Genomic DNA, 18266 nt, shown 5'->3' with positions numbered 1-18266 from the left:
GTTGGGGATTTTACTAAATTTGTTTTTATCTAATCTTCACTAAATCCTAATTTTATGGAAAAAATTTACCTCAAATGGTCATCAAGATTTTTTGCAATTTTGATGATTCCACTTCTGTTGCTATTGTTTACAGAAATAGCAAGCGCACAAAATAAACGGTATAACATTACTGGAAAAGTAACAGAAGGCGCAACAAAAGACCCAATTCCTGGAGCTGTTGTCAAAATTTTAAATACGAGTTTAACAACCAGCACAACGGCCAATGGAAGTTACAGTTTTGCTGTAGATTTATCGGCAGGCAAATATCAGATACAAATTTCTTATGTTGGCTATAAAACATTAACCCAAACAGTTGATTTGGGCAGTAGTGATCAGGTGCAATTAAACGGCGCTTTAACTGGTGATGCTGTTGGTTTGGATGAAGTAATTGTAACAGGTACATCGCAAGGAACAACAAGAAAACAACTTGGTAGTTATGTGAGTACAGTTAAAGGTGATGATTTAAATAAAGCACCAAGTGGTAATGTTTTATCTTCTTTGCAAGGTAAAACTCCTGGAGCTCAAATTAGTCAAAACAATGGTGACCCTGCTGGTGGCATGTCGGTAAGGTTAAGAGGTATTAGTTCTGTTTATTCTTCTTCTGAGCCACTTTACATTATTGATGGTGTTATTGCAAACAATTCTACGACCAGAGTAACCAATACCTCTGGAAATTATGATGGTAATAATTTTGTCGGCTCTATTGGGCAAAATAGAATGGTTGATATTAGTCCATCAGATATTGACCACATTGAGATTTTAAATGGCGCAGCTGCGGCAGCTATTTACGGTTCAAGAGCAAACGCGGGCGTAATTCAAATTTTTACTAAAAGAGGAAAGACCGGAGAAACGCAGGTAAGTTTCAATACAAGCTTAACCATTAGCGAACTTAGAAAACAAATAGAGGTTAACCAAGCGCCACTTAAATTTGGTGGTTCTGTTAACGATTTTACTCAAGATATTATTCAAACGGTTGGTAATCCTGCAGTGTTATTAACCAATACAACTCCAGTAACACGTTATAATTATCAAGACTATATTTTTCAAACAGGTGTTGGAACTGATAATTCGGTTTCTGTATCTGGAGGTAACGATAATACAAAATTTTATACTTCGGCGGGTTATTTCAAAAATCAGGGTATTATAAAAAATACCGATTTTACCAGATATAATTTCAGAGCAAATTTAGATCAGAAAATTAACAACTGGGCTAGAATGACAGCAGGCTTCAATTACGTACATAGCGACGCAAATGAAAAACCTGATGGAAATTCATTCTTTTCGCCAATGAACTCAGTAACCATAATTGGTAACTTCCACGATATTTTTGCAAGAGATGCACTGGGTAATTTACTAGCTGTTGGTGAGCGGGGTCGTGTTAACCCAGTTTCTGTTATTGAAGATATTAAGCAACGTCAGTTTTCTAATCGCATTATTGCAAACACAGGTTTAAAGCTAAATCCTGTTAAGAACTTAACGGTAGATTATACAATGGGTGTTGATAATACCATTCAGAATGGTACAACATTTATACCGCCATTTGCCTACAATGTAAGTACAGGCTTTTATGGGGGTGGTGCTACTTTAGATCCATCACTTAATGGTTATGCTAGTGCTGCAAATGCAACTACAACTTTGTTTAACAATGAGCTAAACTTTACTTACGATGCTAAATTAACGTCGCTTTTAAGTTCTACTACACAATTAGGTGGCTCATATCAGTATCAAAAAGATTTATACAGCTTACTTAATGGAAGAGGTTTAGCGCCTTTTGTAGAAACAGTTAATGGTGCAAGTTCAATTTTGCCAAACAATGATAGACGGTCAGAATTTTCTATTTCTGGTGCATATTTGCAACAAAACTTCAAATACAAGGATCATTTATTCGTAACAGGAGCAGTACGTGTAGATCAATCTACTGTTTTTGGTGAAGATAACCGTACTCAATATTATTTAAAGGGGAATATCAGTTACGTGCCATCATCTGCAGATTATTGGAAGGATTTTGGCGTTAGTTCTTGGTGGAATGCCTTTAAAGTTAGAGCTGCCTATGGCGAATCGGGTAATTTAACTGGTATTGGTCCATACGATCGTTATAATGAATATACTTCAAGTTCTTATGTAGGAAAAATTTCTCTTGTTTCGAGTGGACAGTTGGCTAACACAAATGTTAAGCCAGAGCGCCAGAAAGAACTGGAAGTAGGTACCGATATGGGTTTTTTTAATAACCGTTTAAGCTTAACATTTAGCTGGTACAATAAAAATGTGAAGGATTTATTAATCCCAGTGGTGGTTGCGCCAACAACTGGTTTCTCTAGCTTACTAGATAATGCAGGCTCAATTCGTAATCGTGGTTTCGAGTTAATGGTTAGTGGTGTGCCATTAAAAACTAAAGATTTCAGCTGGAACACAACTGTAATTTTTAACCGCAATAGAAATAAGGCCGTTGGTACTGGCGGTTTAAGATTGCTTTCAACTAACCCAGGTGCTCCAGTAGCCATTATCGATGGACAACCAATTGGTGTTTTTTACGGTACTTTCTTTGCCCGCAATGCGGATGGAAGCTTATTGACAAACGCAGCAGGCATTCCTCAATTGGAGCGAGGTGTACAAACATCCTCTACTTCGTACACGGTTCAGCGTGATGCTAATGGCTTACCAAGTGGTACAACTTTACGTAAGGTTCTTGGCGATCCAAATCCAGATTATACAGCATCTTTTGTAAATGATTTCACTTACAAAAAACTAAGCTTACACATTCAGCTGGATGCTGTGCACGGCGGTGAAGTTTGGAACGCAGATTGGCGTACCAGACAAGGTGTTGGAAACGGTAAAGTTGCAGAACAAGAAGATTTAGGTCAATTACCAAGAGGTTACATTGCTGGTGTTTATGCAACCGAGGAATGGCGGATAGACGATGGCTCTTTTGTTAAATTAAGAGAAATTTCATTGAGCTATAATTTAGGTAAAGTTTCATTTGTAAAAGACCTAACGGTTAACGTTAGTGGCAGAAATTTAATTAGCTGGGATAATTACAAAGGTTACGATCCAGAGTTAAACTCTGGAGGGCAATCAACTATTTTAAGAAATATCGATTTTGGTTCGGTGCCAATTCCTCGCACATTTTCTTTGGGTTTACAGGCTAAATTTTAATTCTTAAAAATTAATCGTTATGGAAATTATCAAAACAAAATATTTCTCTTTTATGATAATGATTGCAGCCTCGTCTGTGCTGTATTCATGCAAAAAAGAATATAAAGACCCTAATGGGGCAATTGCTGCCGATGTTTTGGCATCATCAAAAGGTTTGACGGGTGTATCGGTTGGTTTGCAAAGAGTTTATACGGTTAGCAGACCTGGCTTACTTTTTAACTCGATTACAGCAAATGGATTTGTAACCAATGAAGTGCTTTTACGTAATTCTGGAAATATTCCAGAATTGCAATTAAGTACAGGAGGTAGCGCTGTTGATGGAACAAATTCCATTTTACTAAACTTATGGACAAATGCAAATAAAATTGTTTACGATGCGGATAATGTAATTGTTAACTCGGCACTTTTAGCGGACAAAAATTATGCTGCTGGTTTAATTGCTTATTCGAGTATTTTTAAGGCAATGGCTATTGGCAATATGTCTCAATATTGGGAAAAGGTTCCGTCTTCAATTGGGGCTAATGTTTCTTTTGTGACACGTGTAGAGGGTTTTAATAAGGCAATTGGTGTTATTGATAATGCACTTGCAGTTATTGCTGCTAATCCAATGAGTGCAACATTTTTAGCACAAATTCCTGCAGGGATTGATATCACGAATACGCTATATGCCTTAAAAGCAAGATATGCGTTATTTGCAGGAAACTATACGCTGGCTTTGACTGCCGCAAACCTGGTTGATTTAACCAAAAAATCATCTTTTAATTTCGATGCCATAACCCTTAATCCGATTTTTGAAATATCAACATCAACAAATAACGTGTTTCAACCAACGGATGCAAATTTGGGCTTAACAGGTGTTAATATTCCAGATGCAGCAGATAAGCGTGTTGGTTTTTACACTACAACTGCTACAACAGCGCCAACTGTACGTATCAATGGTTTTGGGGCGGCTGTTTCAACCGCTTTTCCAATTTATTTACCTGGTGAGATTACTTTAATTAAAGCAGAGGCTTATGCTCGTCAGGCTTCGCCGAATTTGAGTAGTGCATTAACTGAACTTAATAAGGTTGTTACTAAAACTGCAGCTGCGGATCCATTCGGAGTTGGAGCTGCCTTGCCTGCCTTAACAGGAACATATACACAACAACAACTGCTAGATCTTATTTATAAAAACCGCTGTATAGAACTCTATATGTCGGGTTTAAAACTTGAAGATATGAGAAGGTTTAATCAACCACTTACGGATAGAAAAAGGAATTTTTTCCCTTATCCTTTCCAGGAAAGAGATAATAACCCAAATACGCCAGCAGATCCAACTTTTTAAATAACAAGAGCGCTCCTAATACGAGCGCTCTTCGTTTTTATTGCATGTCATTATTTAATAGTAGCCAGCCTTTTTTTGCTTAATTATTATGCTAATCTAAAACCTGTTAGATGGTATTTTTGTGGGGATCAAGTGCATGTCAAGTCCATAGCAAGTCCATGTTTTTCCGTAAAAAGACGGACTTATTATTTAGTGTTCTTGTTTTTACTTGGAACAAGCCCCGACTATAACCACCAGATGAATGGGCTTATCTATGAAGATAGATGCGAGTTTTATTAGGGATGATCAACCCCTGCCTTACTGATTAAAGAATGTTAATGTTTTTTACACGATAACCAGCAAGTGCTTCATCATTTTGATCTAACTCTGTGATGAGATAACTAATACTTTCAATGGGGCAAACTTTTAACCTCAACGAAATGTCGAGTTTTTCTGAAATGCATAGCACAGCTGATTTTTTTGAAGCAGCCAACATCGCTTTTTTCAATTGATTAATTTCCCAGTCGGTGTCTGTTAACCCCTCTTCTGGATGAATTGCGCTTGTTCCCATCAGGCATAAATCAACTTTAATATCGGATAGTTGACCAATAACATGACCACCATAAGTAATTTGAGAGGTTTTAGAGAAAAGTCCTCCTATTAAAATCACTTCAATATTGTTGTATTTTGCCAGTTCTACTGCTACAAGCGGACTAAGCGTAAAAAAAGTGGCTTCCAGATTCTCTGGTAGCTGTTTTACAAACTCCAGGATGGTTGTTCCGCCACCAGTTAATACAACCATGCCATCTTTTATTAGGCTTGTTGCTTTTTTTGCGATAACAATTTTACTGTCTCTTGCATATACCGTGCTATCATCGAACGATGAATGATAAGATTTCGATAAAGCACCCCCATGCACTTTAAAAAGACGGCCCTGATCAACAAGTTCTTGTAAGTCTCTTCGGATGGTATCTTCCGAAACATTTAGCAATTGAACTAAATCGGATGTGAGCACCCGATTGTGCAGATTGATTTGTCGCATGATAAAATCATGGCGTTCTTTTTTCAGCATAGTTGTGATTGGTTTACGCTAATGTAAAAATTATTTTAATTATTTGCGTGTTTTTGCGGTTTTGTGCAATTATATTTTGTTTCGGCCTAGTAAATAGTTTGTTAAATTGTTTCATTTAATAAAAAACATTTATCATATTAGCTAAATAATTAAAAACGTGCGTTATTGTGCGTGTTTTTTTTAGCTAACTAACTATACAAACAACAAAACTTTTACTAACCATTACTGGCAGTTTATGAAAAAAAAGCTACTCTTAGTTTTTATCGGTACGTTTTTGTTGCTGGCTCATGCCATTGCGCAGCAAATAACCGTTACTGGTCGGGTTACGTCGTCTGACGGGCCTATACCAGGTGTTTCCATTAAAATAAAAGGAGGCACATTGGTATCTCAAACGGGTGCAGATGGAAACTACTCCATTAAAGCATCTAAAACCGATGTATTAACATTTTCTTATATCGGTTATGCAACCGTAGAAAGAAGTGTTGGGAACAACACCACAATTAATGTAGCTATGACAAGCGATGTAGGTAAGCTGGATGAGGTAATTGTTACCGCACAAGGAATTACCCGTTCTACACGAGCTTTAGGTTATGCTACCCAAACAATAAAGGGTCCAGAAATTGCTCAAACACAGAGAGACAATTTTTTAACTGCTTTGCAGGGACGAGTTGCGGGTGCTACAATTACCCCGACAAATGGTACGCCAGGTGCATCTGCAACAATGATTATTAGAGGAGGTGTATCTCTGGACGGTGATAACCAACCATTATTTGTTGTGGATGGATTGCCAATTTCTAACAGAACATTTAGTGAGTATAATCTGGTTGGTCAGGGTACTTTTAACCGTCAAAATGATTATGGCAATAGAGCAATGGATATTAATCCAGAAGAAATTGAAACTTTGACAATATTAAAGGGTCCAGAAGCATCAGCTTTATATGGAACACAAGGCGCTTCTGGGGCAGTAATTATAACAACTAAAAGAGCTAAAGCAGGAACTGCAAGAGTTGATTATAGCAACTCTTTCCGTGTTGAGAATGCTTATCGTTTCCCAGATATTCAAACGGTATATGGTGGTGGTGCAGGGGGCGTTTTTGATGAGGAAGTTAGAACCAGAACCTATTTTGGAGCAAAGTATCCTGCAAATAGAACGATTTACGATAATGTCGGCAATTTTTATAAAACAGGATTTACCCAAAAGCATAATGCATCGGTAGAAGGAGGAAGTGAAAAGCTATCTGTTCGTGCATCAATTGGATATACTGACCAAACTGGCGTTATACCTGGTACTGGTTACAAAAACCTAAATGCAAAAGTTATTGCTACTGCAAATATAAGCGATAAAATTAAAATGAATGCTTCTGTCAACTTTATTAATTCTAACACAGATAAAACATATAAAGGCGCTAATAGCCCTATGCTAAGTTCTTTAACATGGCCTTTGGTTGATGATATGAGAAACTATTTAACGGCTACAGGTGATAGAAGAACCATTACAGGAAGTTACAGCGCGGAGTTAGATAATCCTTACTGGGCTGTAGATAAAAATCCAAACACAGAAAAAAACAACCGTGTACTAACTAATTTTGGAATTGATTACACGCCTACAAGCTGGCTGAGCATGACAGCAAGAGGTGGGGCAGATGTTTCGGCTGGACAGGGGTTGTCAGCCTACCATCCTCAATCTTATGCTTCAAACGTAGCAGGTACAGTTTATTCTGGTGGTGGTATCAATACCTTCAACTCCAACGAAAGGATTTTTAATGGATCATTCGTAGCTTCACTTAAAAAGGATTTTGGAAAGTTTAAACCTGTTTTACGTTTAGGTAGTGATATTACTGACAATTCGTATCAAGTAAATTCTCAATTTGGTACGAGGTTTTATCAAGCAAGCTTTTACAGTATGAATAATACAGACCCAACAACTCAACGTGTAGCTTATACAGATGAGTTGAGGAGGAAAGTTGGTTATTTTGCTTCTGCGGAGTTAGGCTATGATAACTTTTTGTATTTAACTTTAACGGGTAGACAGGATTTATCATCAACATTACCAATTAATAACTATAGCTTTTTTTATCCCGCAACTTCGCTAAGTTTTGTGTTTTCGGAATTAGCTCCTTTTAAGAAACTAGATTGGTTAACTTTTGGTAAATTGCGTGCTTCTTGGGGACAGTCAGGTAAAGATGCTAGAGTTGCCTATGTAACCAAAACTAAATTGGTTGCGCAATCAACAACTGGTGGTGGTTTTGCAACTGATGTTACAGCTGGTAATCCTGATTTAGAAGCTGAATTTACAACTCAAAAAGAAGCTGGTATTGAACTAGGGTTTTTTAATAATCGTTTATCATTAGATTTCAGTTACTATAAAGCGCTATCCAATAAACAAATTACGGCTCCTCGTTTAAGTTACGCAACAGGTGCAATTCTTCAATATATCAATAGCGGTAAAATAGAATCGCAAGGTTTTGAACTTTTAATTAAGGGAACACCGATCAGAACTGCTAATTTTTCTTGGGATATTTCTGCAAACGCATCAAGAAACAGAGGAAAAATTACTTCATTACCGGGTGATCAGGATGTGTTTTATGTGTCGGATAGTTGGTTATTTGATAATGTTAGGGCCCAGTACACCGTTGGATCTTCGATATCAGCATTTGCAGGTATTGATTATCTCCGAAATAATCAAGGTCAGATTTTAATTAATCCTCAGAATGGTATGCCGATAAAAGGGAGCAATTTTACTCCAATAGGCGATAGAGCACCAGATATTTCAGTTGGCTTAACAAATAGTTTTACCTACAAAAATTTTAACGTTTCCTTCTTATTGGATATTAGAAAAGGTGGGGATATTTATAACGCAACAGAACTTTACTTGTATGCAAGGGGAATGTCTAAATTGTCTGAAGATCGTGAGGTACCAAGAGTAATATCAGGAGTGCTAAAAGATGGATTGGAAAACTCTGCCAATCCAACCCAAAATAATATATTGGTAACTCCTTATATTACTACAAGTTATTACTCAACTTATTACAATACATTAGATTTTCTTCAGAAAGATATTAATTGGATTAGGTTGAAGGATATTACTTTAAGCTACAGCTTGCCAAAAAGTCTATTTGAAAAAAGTAGTGTTTTTAAAAGTGTAAACATTTTTGCAACTGGAACAGATTTGCTATTAATCACAAATTACAAGGGAGTAGATCCCGCTGTTAACGGCTTGAGTGCGGCGTCTGGCGGTTTGGGTGGTACTGGGATTGATTTTGGATCATTTGGTTTGCCAAGAGGTTATAACTTTGGTGTAAGGGTTGGATTTTAATAATTAAAAAATGAAAAAGACATATATAATACTAGCTGCTTTTGTAGTAATTGTATTTTCAGGATGCAAGAAATATCTTGATATAAATACAGATCCAGCGACTCCACAAAATCCAGAGAGCAGAACATTAACGCCACCTCTTTTTGCACAAATGGAAAGAGGCATTCAATTTGATTCCAGATATTTAGGTGGATTGATCCAGTATTTTGGTGGAAACGTTAATGTTGGAGAAACTCATGGGTGGATTGCTGGTAGCGATGCTATGGGGGAGATTTGGAGAACAAATTACTATGGTTTAGGTGCAAATCTTAATTTAATAATCGATGAATCTACCAAACAACAAGAATACAATTATGTTGGCCTAGCCCAAGCATTAAAAGCATGGAGTTGGCAAACAACTACTGATTATCACGGAGAAATTATTTTGAAACAAGCCTACGAGCCAAACCGCTATATTTTTGACTATGATAAACAGGAAGATGTTTATGCAGAGGTTGTAAGATTAGCTAACGAATCCATAACCAATCTTTCTCGTACCGATGGTGCTGGTACAGTGGCAAAAATGTCGGCGGCCGATTTGGTTTATGCTGGTGATAATTCAAAATGGATAAAATTTAACTATGGTGTCTTAGCTAGAAATGCTAATAACCTAATTAACAAAGCAAATTATAACCCAGCTAAGATAATCGAATATGTAGATAAAGCTTTAGCTAGCAATGCTGATAATTTTTTGGTTCCAAATACTGGATCAACTTCTGCTAATGGTAATTTCTTTGGACCATTGAGAGCAAACTTAGGTAGTTACCGTCAAACCAGAATGATTGTTGGCTTGCTTGATGGAACCTATTATACTGGTACGCCAGGAACTGTAATTGATCCAAGAATAATTAATATGATTACTCCATCTGTGGATGGGGTTTATAGAGGCACTAATCCAGGTTCAAGCGATCCAGGCACGGTAGCTTTAAGAAATCAAATTCCAAATCCCTGGGGTAGCTTAGGAAGTGCAAATCCTGGTGCAACTTTCGGTAAATATTTATTTAAAGATAATGTGGGCTTTCCAATTATGACATATTCTGAAATGCAATTTATTAAAGCTGAAGCTGCATTTAGAAGTGGAAATACGACTTTAGCTTATACTGCATATTTAAATGGTATCTCTTCAAGTATCGATTTTGTAAGTGGTTTGGGTACGGCTATAACAACTGCTCAAAAAACAGCGTATTTAACCAGTGCATCAGTTAAACAAAGTGCTGGAAATTTAACACTTAGAGATATTATGCTGCAAAAATACCTTGCATTATATGGCTATGGGTTTGTTGAAACCTGGTGTGATTTAAGAAAATACAATTACAATGCTGGCGATACAAAAGGAAATAATCCCTATTTAGGAGTTTTCGTATTCCCTAGTTTATTTTTTGCGGATAATGGAGGAAAACCTGCACAAAGATACCGCCCTAGATATAATTCAGAGTATTTGTGGAATGTGGCAGCACTTAAAGTTATAGGCGCTGATCAACCAGATTATCACACTTATAAAATGTGGTTCTCACAACCTTAATCAGAAAAGTTATGAAAAAAATATTATATATATTATTGGCCGTTATAGCTATGTTTACTGCCTGCAAAAAAGGTGATTTAGTCGAAAGCACTCCTTACAATAAGATTAACGCTGGAGACCCTACATATTCATATCTAAGATTTATAAATATTACTCCCGGAAGTCCTAATATTAATTTCTATTTAAATTCTACAAGAGTTACTGGAGCTTATAATGCATTGTCAGGAGAAACAGGGTTTGGTTACTTGACCTTTTTTCCAAACCTTGGAGGCCAATACGTGCCAATTACACCAGGTAAAAATACAATTGATGCAAAGATTGTTTCTTCAGCAACAACAGACGCCAACTTGAATGTTTTTAACACTCCCATCGAAACGGTTGGTGGTAAGTATTATTCACTATTAACCACAGGTGCTTACACAACAGATAAAAAAATATCTAATTCAGTTTTATTAGAAGAGGTTAAGCCATTATTAGATACAACTAAAATTTTGGTTAGATTAGTTAATTTGTTTAACGGTGGAACTGCAAATTTAGATATGGTGCAAAAAAGTACAGGGCAAGTTTTGATTTCAAATGTTGCACAAAATATGGTTTCGCCATATGTAGCAATTCCATTACCTGGTCAAGCGAATGTTTATGTTTTTAATTATACTGGAACTACCACTGCTCCTATAGCAACATATTCAGTAACTGCAACATTAACTAAAGGACAAGCATACACTTTCTTTGTTCGAGGAATAAATGGATCGACAGCTTTTCCGTTTGGAACAAATTATACAACTTCGTTTTACTAAGTGTAAAGTTATTTCTATCTCATTCAAAAACCAAGTCACATTTTGACTTGGTTTTTTTGTATCTTAATCTTTTTAATTTGATGAAAAAGCTTTTGTTTTTTTTCTTTTTAACGTTAATTTTTAATGAATTGAAGGCTGCGGTTTTTACGGTAACTTCTAACGCTGATTCTGGCCCTGGAAGTTTACGTGAAACTATTGGCCTAGCAAATGCAAATGGAATTAATGAAGTTGATTATATAAGGTTTAATTTACCTGGTTCATCTCTTGCTGCTATTACTATTGCTCTAGAAAGTGAATTGCCGATACTTACATCTAATATGGTTATTGATGGTACTTCACAACCGCTCTCAGTTTTAGGGAATCCAAATATTAAGATTAGCTTAATTAGGGCAACAGCCAATTACTTCAATGGATTGAGGCTGGATAATGCAAAGAATATAGAAATTTATGGAATGTCTTTCAGTAATTTTAAAGCCGATCCACAAGGTTCAATTGACGAAAAAAAATCTGGTATTTATCTTTATAATTCTTCAAATATTATAATTGGCGCCCCTAATAAACAAAATTGTTTTGGTGGTAATTATGCAGGGATCTTGTCTCCCTTTATTATTCCAAAAGCGAATATTGAAAGCATAAAAATATCCTCAAATATTTTTGGCTTAAGTGAAAATGGATTGAATTCAGCTCCAAATGATACAGGGATTGACCTCAGTTTTTTACGCAATGGAATAATTGGAGGAGATACGGCAGAGGAAGGAAATTTATTAGCAACTAATACACGTACAGGAATTGCATTGGGCGCCGCTGAAGATGCCATTAAAATTGCTAATAACATTATCGGATTAGACAAGAATTCAAATTTAAAAGCATCTCCAGCAGCAAATGGAATATACGTTAATGGTGTAAATAGTGCACCCAATATCGTAAATAATATTATTGCTGGACAACTACAAGGTATTTTGATTGACTATGTAAATGGAGGCTTTGTTATCGCTGGTAATAGAATAGGAACAGGTTTAATAGGCTCAGAAAACCTTGCAAATTCAACAGGTATACATATTAACTTTTCTAACATAAAGGGGGTGATAGGTGGAACTAAATTTAATGAAACCAACTTTATTGCTTATAATAGTGTAGCAATTCTTATCGAAAACTCTTATCCCATTTCTATTTTAAAGAATAGTATTTATTGCAATAAAGAGGCTGTAACATTTAAGAACGTTTCGGTAAGTCAGGTCAAAATCAATTCGATAACAACAAATGAAATCAGCGGTGTTTATTTACCAAATTCTAAAATAGAATTATTTCATACTGATGATTGTGGTGATTGCCAAGGAAAAACCTGGGTTGCAACAATATTAGCCGATGCAAATGGAGCCTGGAGTTTTAATGGTTCTGTTGCAAATAGAGTAACTGCCATGGGAACAAATGCTGATGGAGCAACATCTACGTTTTCTAAACCGATTATCGATGATGCCGATAAGCAAATTATTGGAGTTTATTGCGGAAATACTAATGGAAGTATTAAAAATATTCATGTCTTTGATTCTAATGTTTTTCAATGGATTAACGCCGCTGGGCAGGTTGTTGGTAATACAAAAGATTTAGAAAATGTTGGTGCTGGTACTTATTATTTAAAAGCAGGCCAATTAGGTGCTTGCGATGTCAAATCTGCAACTTATACCATCAGCTCTCAAGGAAATGGAATAGATGATTCTAATAAAAAAATTACCGATGTATTATGTGGTAAAGCAACAGGAAGTATCAAAAATATTTTCATAGCAGATAACCTAACCAGAACTTGGTATAATTCGGCAGGTAATATAATTTCAGTATCAACAGATTTAGAAAATGTTATCGCTGGCAGTTATTACTTTAAGGCTTCTTCTGGTGCTTGCGAAATTACTTCTGCTGTTTACACAATAAAAAATAATGACATAACTTTTAAAGTAAAAACGGTTGATATAGCACCTGCGAGTTGTGGCAAAAGCAACGGATCGGTAAAGGTACTCGCCTACGAAACCCAATCTCCAATTGTTTTTAGTTGGAGCGATAATGCAGGAAATGTGGTGAGTAATACAGAAAATTTAATTGATGTTTCACCAGGAACATATACATTAACCGTTTCAAACGGAAATAACTGTACTAATGTGGCGGGCGTTTTTAGTGTTGGATTAACAGAATTACCAATAATTAACCTGTCAAAAATGCAACAATTCCTAAGTTGTGATGGCAAAACGGTGAGCACATCAGCTATTGAGGTTATTGGAAGTACGGGGCCATACATTTATAATTGGCTTGATGCAAATGGTAACAACGTTTACCAAGGGCTGAATATTCAGGGAACAAAGCCTGGGAAATATATTCTGAGTATAACCGATAAATTTGGATGCTCTGTAAATACAGAAACTATTGATTTCACACAATTAGAAAACAAAACACTGCAAATTCCGAATTCTATAACACCGAATGGCGATGGTATAAATGATACCTGGAAAATTATTGGGGCTTCCAATTATCCTGATGCTGAATTTTATGTTTTTAATCGTAATGGCGATAAAATATTTTATTCAAAAGGTTATGTTAAAGATTTTGATGGTACTAAAAACGGTAAAACATTATCGGTTGGAGTTTATTATTATATGATTGATTTAAAAACCGATTGCGGTAAACTCAGTGGTAGCTTAACCATTCTGAAATAAAAAAAGGCAGCCCCTTGGCTAGTCGTGGTCGGAAGATTTTTCTTCCGACCACGACTAGCCCTTGGCTGCCTTTTGTAAACTATTAATTATATGTTATTACAAAATTTTAAATCCTAAACTCAATTGGAATAAGTTTGGTTTTTGCGAGTATTTTTCACTTTTACTGATGTTTGTTAAACCAGCTTCGTAACGTAAATCAACAGAGATACTACCTACGTCAACACCTGCGCCAGCCTGAACACCGAAAGCCTGGTTTTTGTAATTACTAAAATCTGTTGCTTGTTGGTAAGCCGAGCTAAATGTTGAGCTATCATCTAAAACTAGTGATAAAACAGGTCCTGCCATAACACGGAAGTTCAGATTTTTAGCACCAAACTTTGTTCCTAATAAAACTGGAATATCTAATGTTGTGAATTTCACTTTTCCTTCGGCAGCAACTTCAGTATTGCTGTTATTGGTAAAGCTGATAAATTTATTGCCCTTGCTGCCTATGTAAGCCTCTGGTTGTACGTAGAAACTTGCGCCACCAATACGTGCCCAAGCTCCAACCTGGTAGCCTAAACGATTTTCTTCACTTGCAAAATCAGCATTAATTTTGGCAAGGTTTACACCCGCTTTAATCCCGAGATTGAAAGTTTGAGCCTGAGCAGTAGCCCAGCCAATAGATAGAAAAACAATAGAGAAGATGAGTTTTTTCATTTTTTTTTGAGTTTAAATTTGTGAGTTTTATTCCTTTAGTGTTTATAACGCACTTTTAACACAATTATCATGCTAAAGTAAATTGCCTTTCATCTTTTTTATAAAAATGCGTGGAAAAGCTACACATCAGCCATAAATATTTTTACTTTTGCATTAAATCAATTTAGAAATGGCAAATTTTCAACTAACAAAAGATAACGCAGAAAAAGTTAAGATTAAGTTCTTTAGAAAGTATCGTGATCTTGTTAATGAACCTTTAGAATTTGTGCCAGGTGGCGAAGACAAATTGGTTGAAGATATTATGCGACTTGTAAAACGCGATCGTACCTACGTTGAGTTTACGCTACAAAAAGCGCTTGCCGATACTAAAGGCAACAGACTTTAATCTCTTTCTATTTTATTATTTCGTGTTTTAAAATCTTATTCAAAAAGTAACGATTAATTTATGCTTTTGGCCGTATAAGCTGTTTTTAATCTTTATCTCTTTTTGTACATTTACCTTTTGTACTTTGCTAATCAATATAAATAGTTGCCGATAAATTCATCGTGCTATTTTGTTTTCAAGAAATAAGGGAATGAAGAAATTTAAATATGCAATTGTTGCAGCCGTATTCAGTATTGCTGCTATATCCTTTTCTTTTAAAGAGGATTTGTTTCTGGTTTCTAAAAACCTCGATATTTTTGCTTCCCTGTATAAAGAAATCAATATAAATTATGTTGATGAAACCAGTGCGCCTGAACTAATGAGAACAGGTATCGATGCGATGTTGGAAAGCCTTGATCCATATACGGAGTATGTTCCAGAATCGGAAATTGAAGATTACAAACTTAAATATGTAAGCACGCAATATGGTGGTATTGGTGCAGGAACGGTTTTAATTGAAGGTAAGCTATTTGTAAGCGAAATAAGTGAAGGCTACCCAGCAAATAAAGCCGAAGTTAAAGCAGGCGATCAGGTAATAAAAATCAACAATATTGACATTAAAGGTAAGGACAGGGCGCAAATAAGTCAGTTGTTACGTGGTCCAAAAGGTACTGTTGTAGATTTAGCCATTATTAGAGATGGAAAAGAAATAGCCAAGAAATTAACCCGTGAGGAAATTAAACAACCAAATGTTTCGTATTCGGGCATGGTTGGTGATGGTATAGGTTACATTAAACTGGATAAGTTTCTCGAAAACTCAGGACAAGAAGTTAAGGATGCATTAGTGAATATCAATAAAGAAAACCCTAAAGGCATCGTACTCGATTTAAGAAATAACGGCGGTGGAATTTTACAGGAGGCCGTAAAAATTGTAAATCTTTTTGTAGATCGAGATCAGTTGGTTGTAACGCAGAAAGGTAAGAATGTAGAGAAAACCATCACTTATAAAACACAAATTCCTCCAATTTCGCCAACGGTACCGCTGGTTGTTTTGGTTAATGGAAATTCGGCATCTGCTTCGGAAATTGTGGCGGGTTCCTTACAGGATTTAGATCGTGCAATTGTAATCGGTCAGCGTAGTTATGGTAAAGGTTTAGTACAGCAAACCTTTAATTTACCTTACAACAGCTTGGTTAAAGTTACCGTAGCTAAATACTACACGCCATCGGGCAGATGTATTCAAAAATTAGATTATGCACATAAAAATTCTGATGGTATTGCAGAGCGTTTTGCCGATTCGACGGTAACCATGTTCCAAACTAAGGCAGGTAGAAACGTATACAGTGGCAACGGAGTTTACCCAGATGTGGTTGTTGATGCACAAAAATTAAGTCCGATTACGATTACCATGCTTAATAAAAGTATGTTTTTTAATTATGCAAATCGATATAAAAAGGAAAAACCAAGCTTGGCATCAGCAAAAACATTTCAAATTACCGATGCCGATTATAATGCTTTTGCTGCATCGCTGGCAGATAAGGATTTAAGTTATCAAAGTAGAACGGAGCGTTTGCTTACCGAATTGCGATACGAAGCAGATAAAGAAAATAAAACTGCAGAGGTTATGGCCGATTTAGAAAATTTAAAGAACAAGCTAACTTCTGCAAAGAAAACCGATTTGGCTAATCACAAAGCGGAAATAAAAAAGGTGCTCGAAACCCAAATTGTTAGTCGCTATTTCTATGAAAAAGGCAGAATAGAGCAAAGTTTTCAATACGATAAGGAGTTGGCTGCAGCTAAAACACTTTTTACCAACCAAACTCAAATGCTGGCAATTTTAAAAGGTGATGGAAACTATAAAATAATTGGTAAACCTGTAAAGGAAGCAACCATTGTAGATTAATAAATTTTTAAGCTCGTAATATGAAAAATCTATTAATTGCCATTGTTTTTCTATTATTAGGTTTGAGTGCGAAGGCTCAAAACTATGAACCTTCTGCATCCAACTTAAAGCAAAGGGAATGGTTTTCTAATGCCCGTTTTGGCTTATTTATTCACTGGGGGCCCTTTAGTATTCCTGGAAGTGGCGAATGGGTAATGAACGACCGCAAACTCACAGTTCATAATTACACCAATTTAAAAGATTTTTTTAACCCGATTGATTTTGATGCAGCAGCTTATGTAAGTATGGCTAAAAATGCGGGCATGAAATACATTACGTTAATCACCAGGCATCACGACGGATTTAGTATGTGGGATACCAAGTATTCGGATTTTAATATTATGAATACGCCATATAAAAAGGATATTGTAAAAATGGTGGCCGATGAGTGTCATAAACAAGGCATTCAACTTTATTTTTATTATTCTTTGCTTGATTGGCGCAGAGAAGATTTTCCGCATGAAACTGGAAGAACAGGACAAAATTCAGGAAGAAAAGGAAAGGGCGATTATGCAAGTTATTTGCAATTTATGAAAAACCAGTTAACCGAGCTTTTAACAAATTATGGCGAAATAGGTGGAATCTGGTTCGATGGGCACTGGGATCAAACAGCACCAGAGGGTGAAGCAGATCGCTCGTCGCGGATAGATTGGAAATATGATGAAATTTATGGCTTGATACATAAGCTTCAACCGCAATGTATGATTGGTAATAATCATCATTTAACCCCGTTTGCTGGTGAGGATTTTCAAATGTTCGAAAGAGATTTACCTGGCGAAAACGCATCGGGATTAAGTTTTCAAACCGCATCAGATAAATTGCCTTTAGAAACTTGCGAAACCATATCAAAATCATGGGGTTACAACTTAAGCGATACCAGTTATAAAACCAATAAACAATTGGTAAATATGCTGATTAAAGCCTCAAGTTTAGGTGCTAATCTATTGCTCAATATAGGCCCAATGCCAAGTGGTAAAGTTCAACCCGAATTTCAAAATCGACTTGCCTCTATGGGCGAATGGTTAAAAGTTTATGGCGAAAGCATTTATAATACAAAAGCTGGTTTTGTAGAGCCTCAGCCTTGGGGAAGTGTAACCCAAAAGGATAATAAAGTTTATATCCACATTTTAGATTCTAAAAATGCTTCTGTGGCTTTCGATAAGTTTCCTTATAAAAAAATTACGAAAGCTTATTTATTAAAGGATAAAACGCCAATTAAATTTATCCATAAAAAAGGGCTTACTGAGGTTTATACGGGTTTTGCCAACGAAGAAATTGATAACGTTGTCGTATTAGAAGTTGCTAAATAAAGTTAATT

11 protein-coding genes are annotated in these 18266 nt (G+C 36.0%); 9 read left to right on the top strand and 2 right to left on the bottom strand.

The annotated features are described in order from the left end of the window. Nucleotides 1-54: 54 nt before the first annotated feature. Both ACZZZI_RS09755 and ACZZZI_RS09750 read left to right on the top strand, forming a co-directional pair. Entirely contained in the window at nucleotides 55-3192 is a 3138-nt protein-coding gene (locus tag ACZZZI_RS09755; protein WP_463489316.1) for a SusC/RagA family TonB-linked outer membrane protein, read from the top strand. Between the two features lie 19 nt (nucleotides 3193-3211). Next, nucleotides 3212-4516: a RagB/SusD family nutrient uptake outer membrane protein gene (locus tag ACZZZI_RS09750; protein ID WP_463489315.1), complete on the top strand. Its 1305-nt coding sequence runs from the start codon at nucleotides 3212-3214 to the stop codon at nucleotides 4514-4516. Between the two features lie 304 nt (nucleotides 4517-4820). Here the strand turns inward: ACZZZI_RS09750 and ACZZZI_RS09745 are convergent, their stop codons facing one another. Beyond that, complete coding sequence (locus ACZZZI_RS09745; protein ID WP_463489314.1) at nucleotides 4821-5567, bottom strand: DeoR/GlpR family DNA-binding transcription regulator; 747 nt, start codon at nucleotides 5565-5567, stop codon at nucleotides 4821-4823. Nucleotides 5568-5802: 235 nt separating this feature from the next. Here ACZZZI_RS09745 and ACZZZI_RS09740 point away from each other — a divergent pair, with 235 nt between their 5' ends. The 4 genes from ACZZZI_RS09740 (at nucleotide 5803) to ACZZZI_RS09725 (ending at nucleotide 13943) form a co-directional block, all read left to right on the top strand. Continuing rightward, nucleotides 5803-8883, top strand: coding sequence for a SusC/RagA family TonB-linked outer membrane protein (locus ACZZZI_RS09740; protein WP_463489313.1), 3081 nt, complete (start codon nucleotides 5803-5805; stop codon nucleotides 8881-8883). 10 nt (nucleotides 8884-8893) lie between these two features. Further along, nucleotides 8894-10444: a SusD/RagB family nutrient-binding outer membrane lipoprotein gene (locus tag ACZZZI_RS09735; RefSeq protein WP_463489312.1), complete on the top strand. Its 1551-nt coding sequence runs from the start codon at nucleotides 8894-8896 to the stop codon at nucleotides 10442-10444. Between the two features lie 11 nt (nucleotides 10445-10455). After that, nucleotides 10456-11241, top strand: coding sequence for a DUF4397 domain-containing protein (locus ACZZZI_RS09730; RefSeq protein WP_463489311.1), 786 nt, complete (start codon nucleotides 10456-10458; stop codon nucleotides 11239-11241). Nucleotides 11242-11321: 80 nt separating this feature from the next. Then, complete coding sequence (locus ACZZZI_RS09725) at nucleotides 11322-13943, top strand: gliding motility-associated C-terminal domain-containing protein (RefSeq protein ID WP_463489310.1); 2622 nt, start codon at nucleotides 11322-11324, stop codon at nucleotides 13941-13943. 96 nt (nucleotides 13944-14039) lie between these two features. Here ACZZZI_RS09725 and ACZZZI_RS09720 read toward each other — a convergent pair whose 3' ends face one another. After that, a complete protein-coding gene (locus ACZZZI_RS09720; protein ID WP_463489309.1) occupies nucleotides 14040-14642 on the bottom strand; it encodes a porin family protein in 603 nt (200 codons plus the stop codon). A gap of 169 nt (nucleotides 14643-14811) precedes the next feature. On the opposite strand from ACZZZI_RS09720, the gene ACZZZI_RS09715 reads away from it, so the two are divergent. The 3 genes from ACZZZI_RS09715 (at nucleotide 14812) to ACZZZI_RS09705 (ending at nucleotide 18258) form a co-directional block, all read left to right on the top strand. Next, entirely contained in the window at nucleotides 14812-15027 is a 216-nt protein-coding gene (locus ACZZZI_RS09715) for a hypothetical protein (protein WP_344768462.1), read from the top strand. Nucleotides 15028-15217: 190 nt separating this feature from the next. Further along, nucleotides 15218-16909, top strand: a complete 1692-nt coding sequence (locus ACZZZI_RS09710) for a S41 family peptidase (protein WP_463489308.1) — start codon at nucleotides 15218-15220, stop codon at nucleotides 16907-16909. Nucleotides 16910-16929: 20 nt separating this feature from the next. Further along, entirely contained in the window at nucleotides 16930-18258 is a 1329-nt protein-coding gene (locus tag ACZZZI_RS09705) for an alpha-L-fucosidase (RefSeq protein ID WP_463489307.1), read from the top strand. Nucleotides 18259-18266: the final 8 nt, after the last annotated feature.

It is taken from the genome of Pedobacter sp. AC190, from assembly GCF_979258025.1.
The sequence above is the reverse complement of the archived record's forward strand: the minus strand, read 5'-3'. Positions and strand labels throughout refer to the sequence as shown.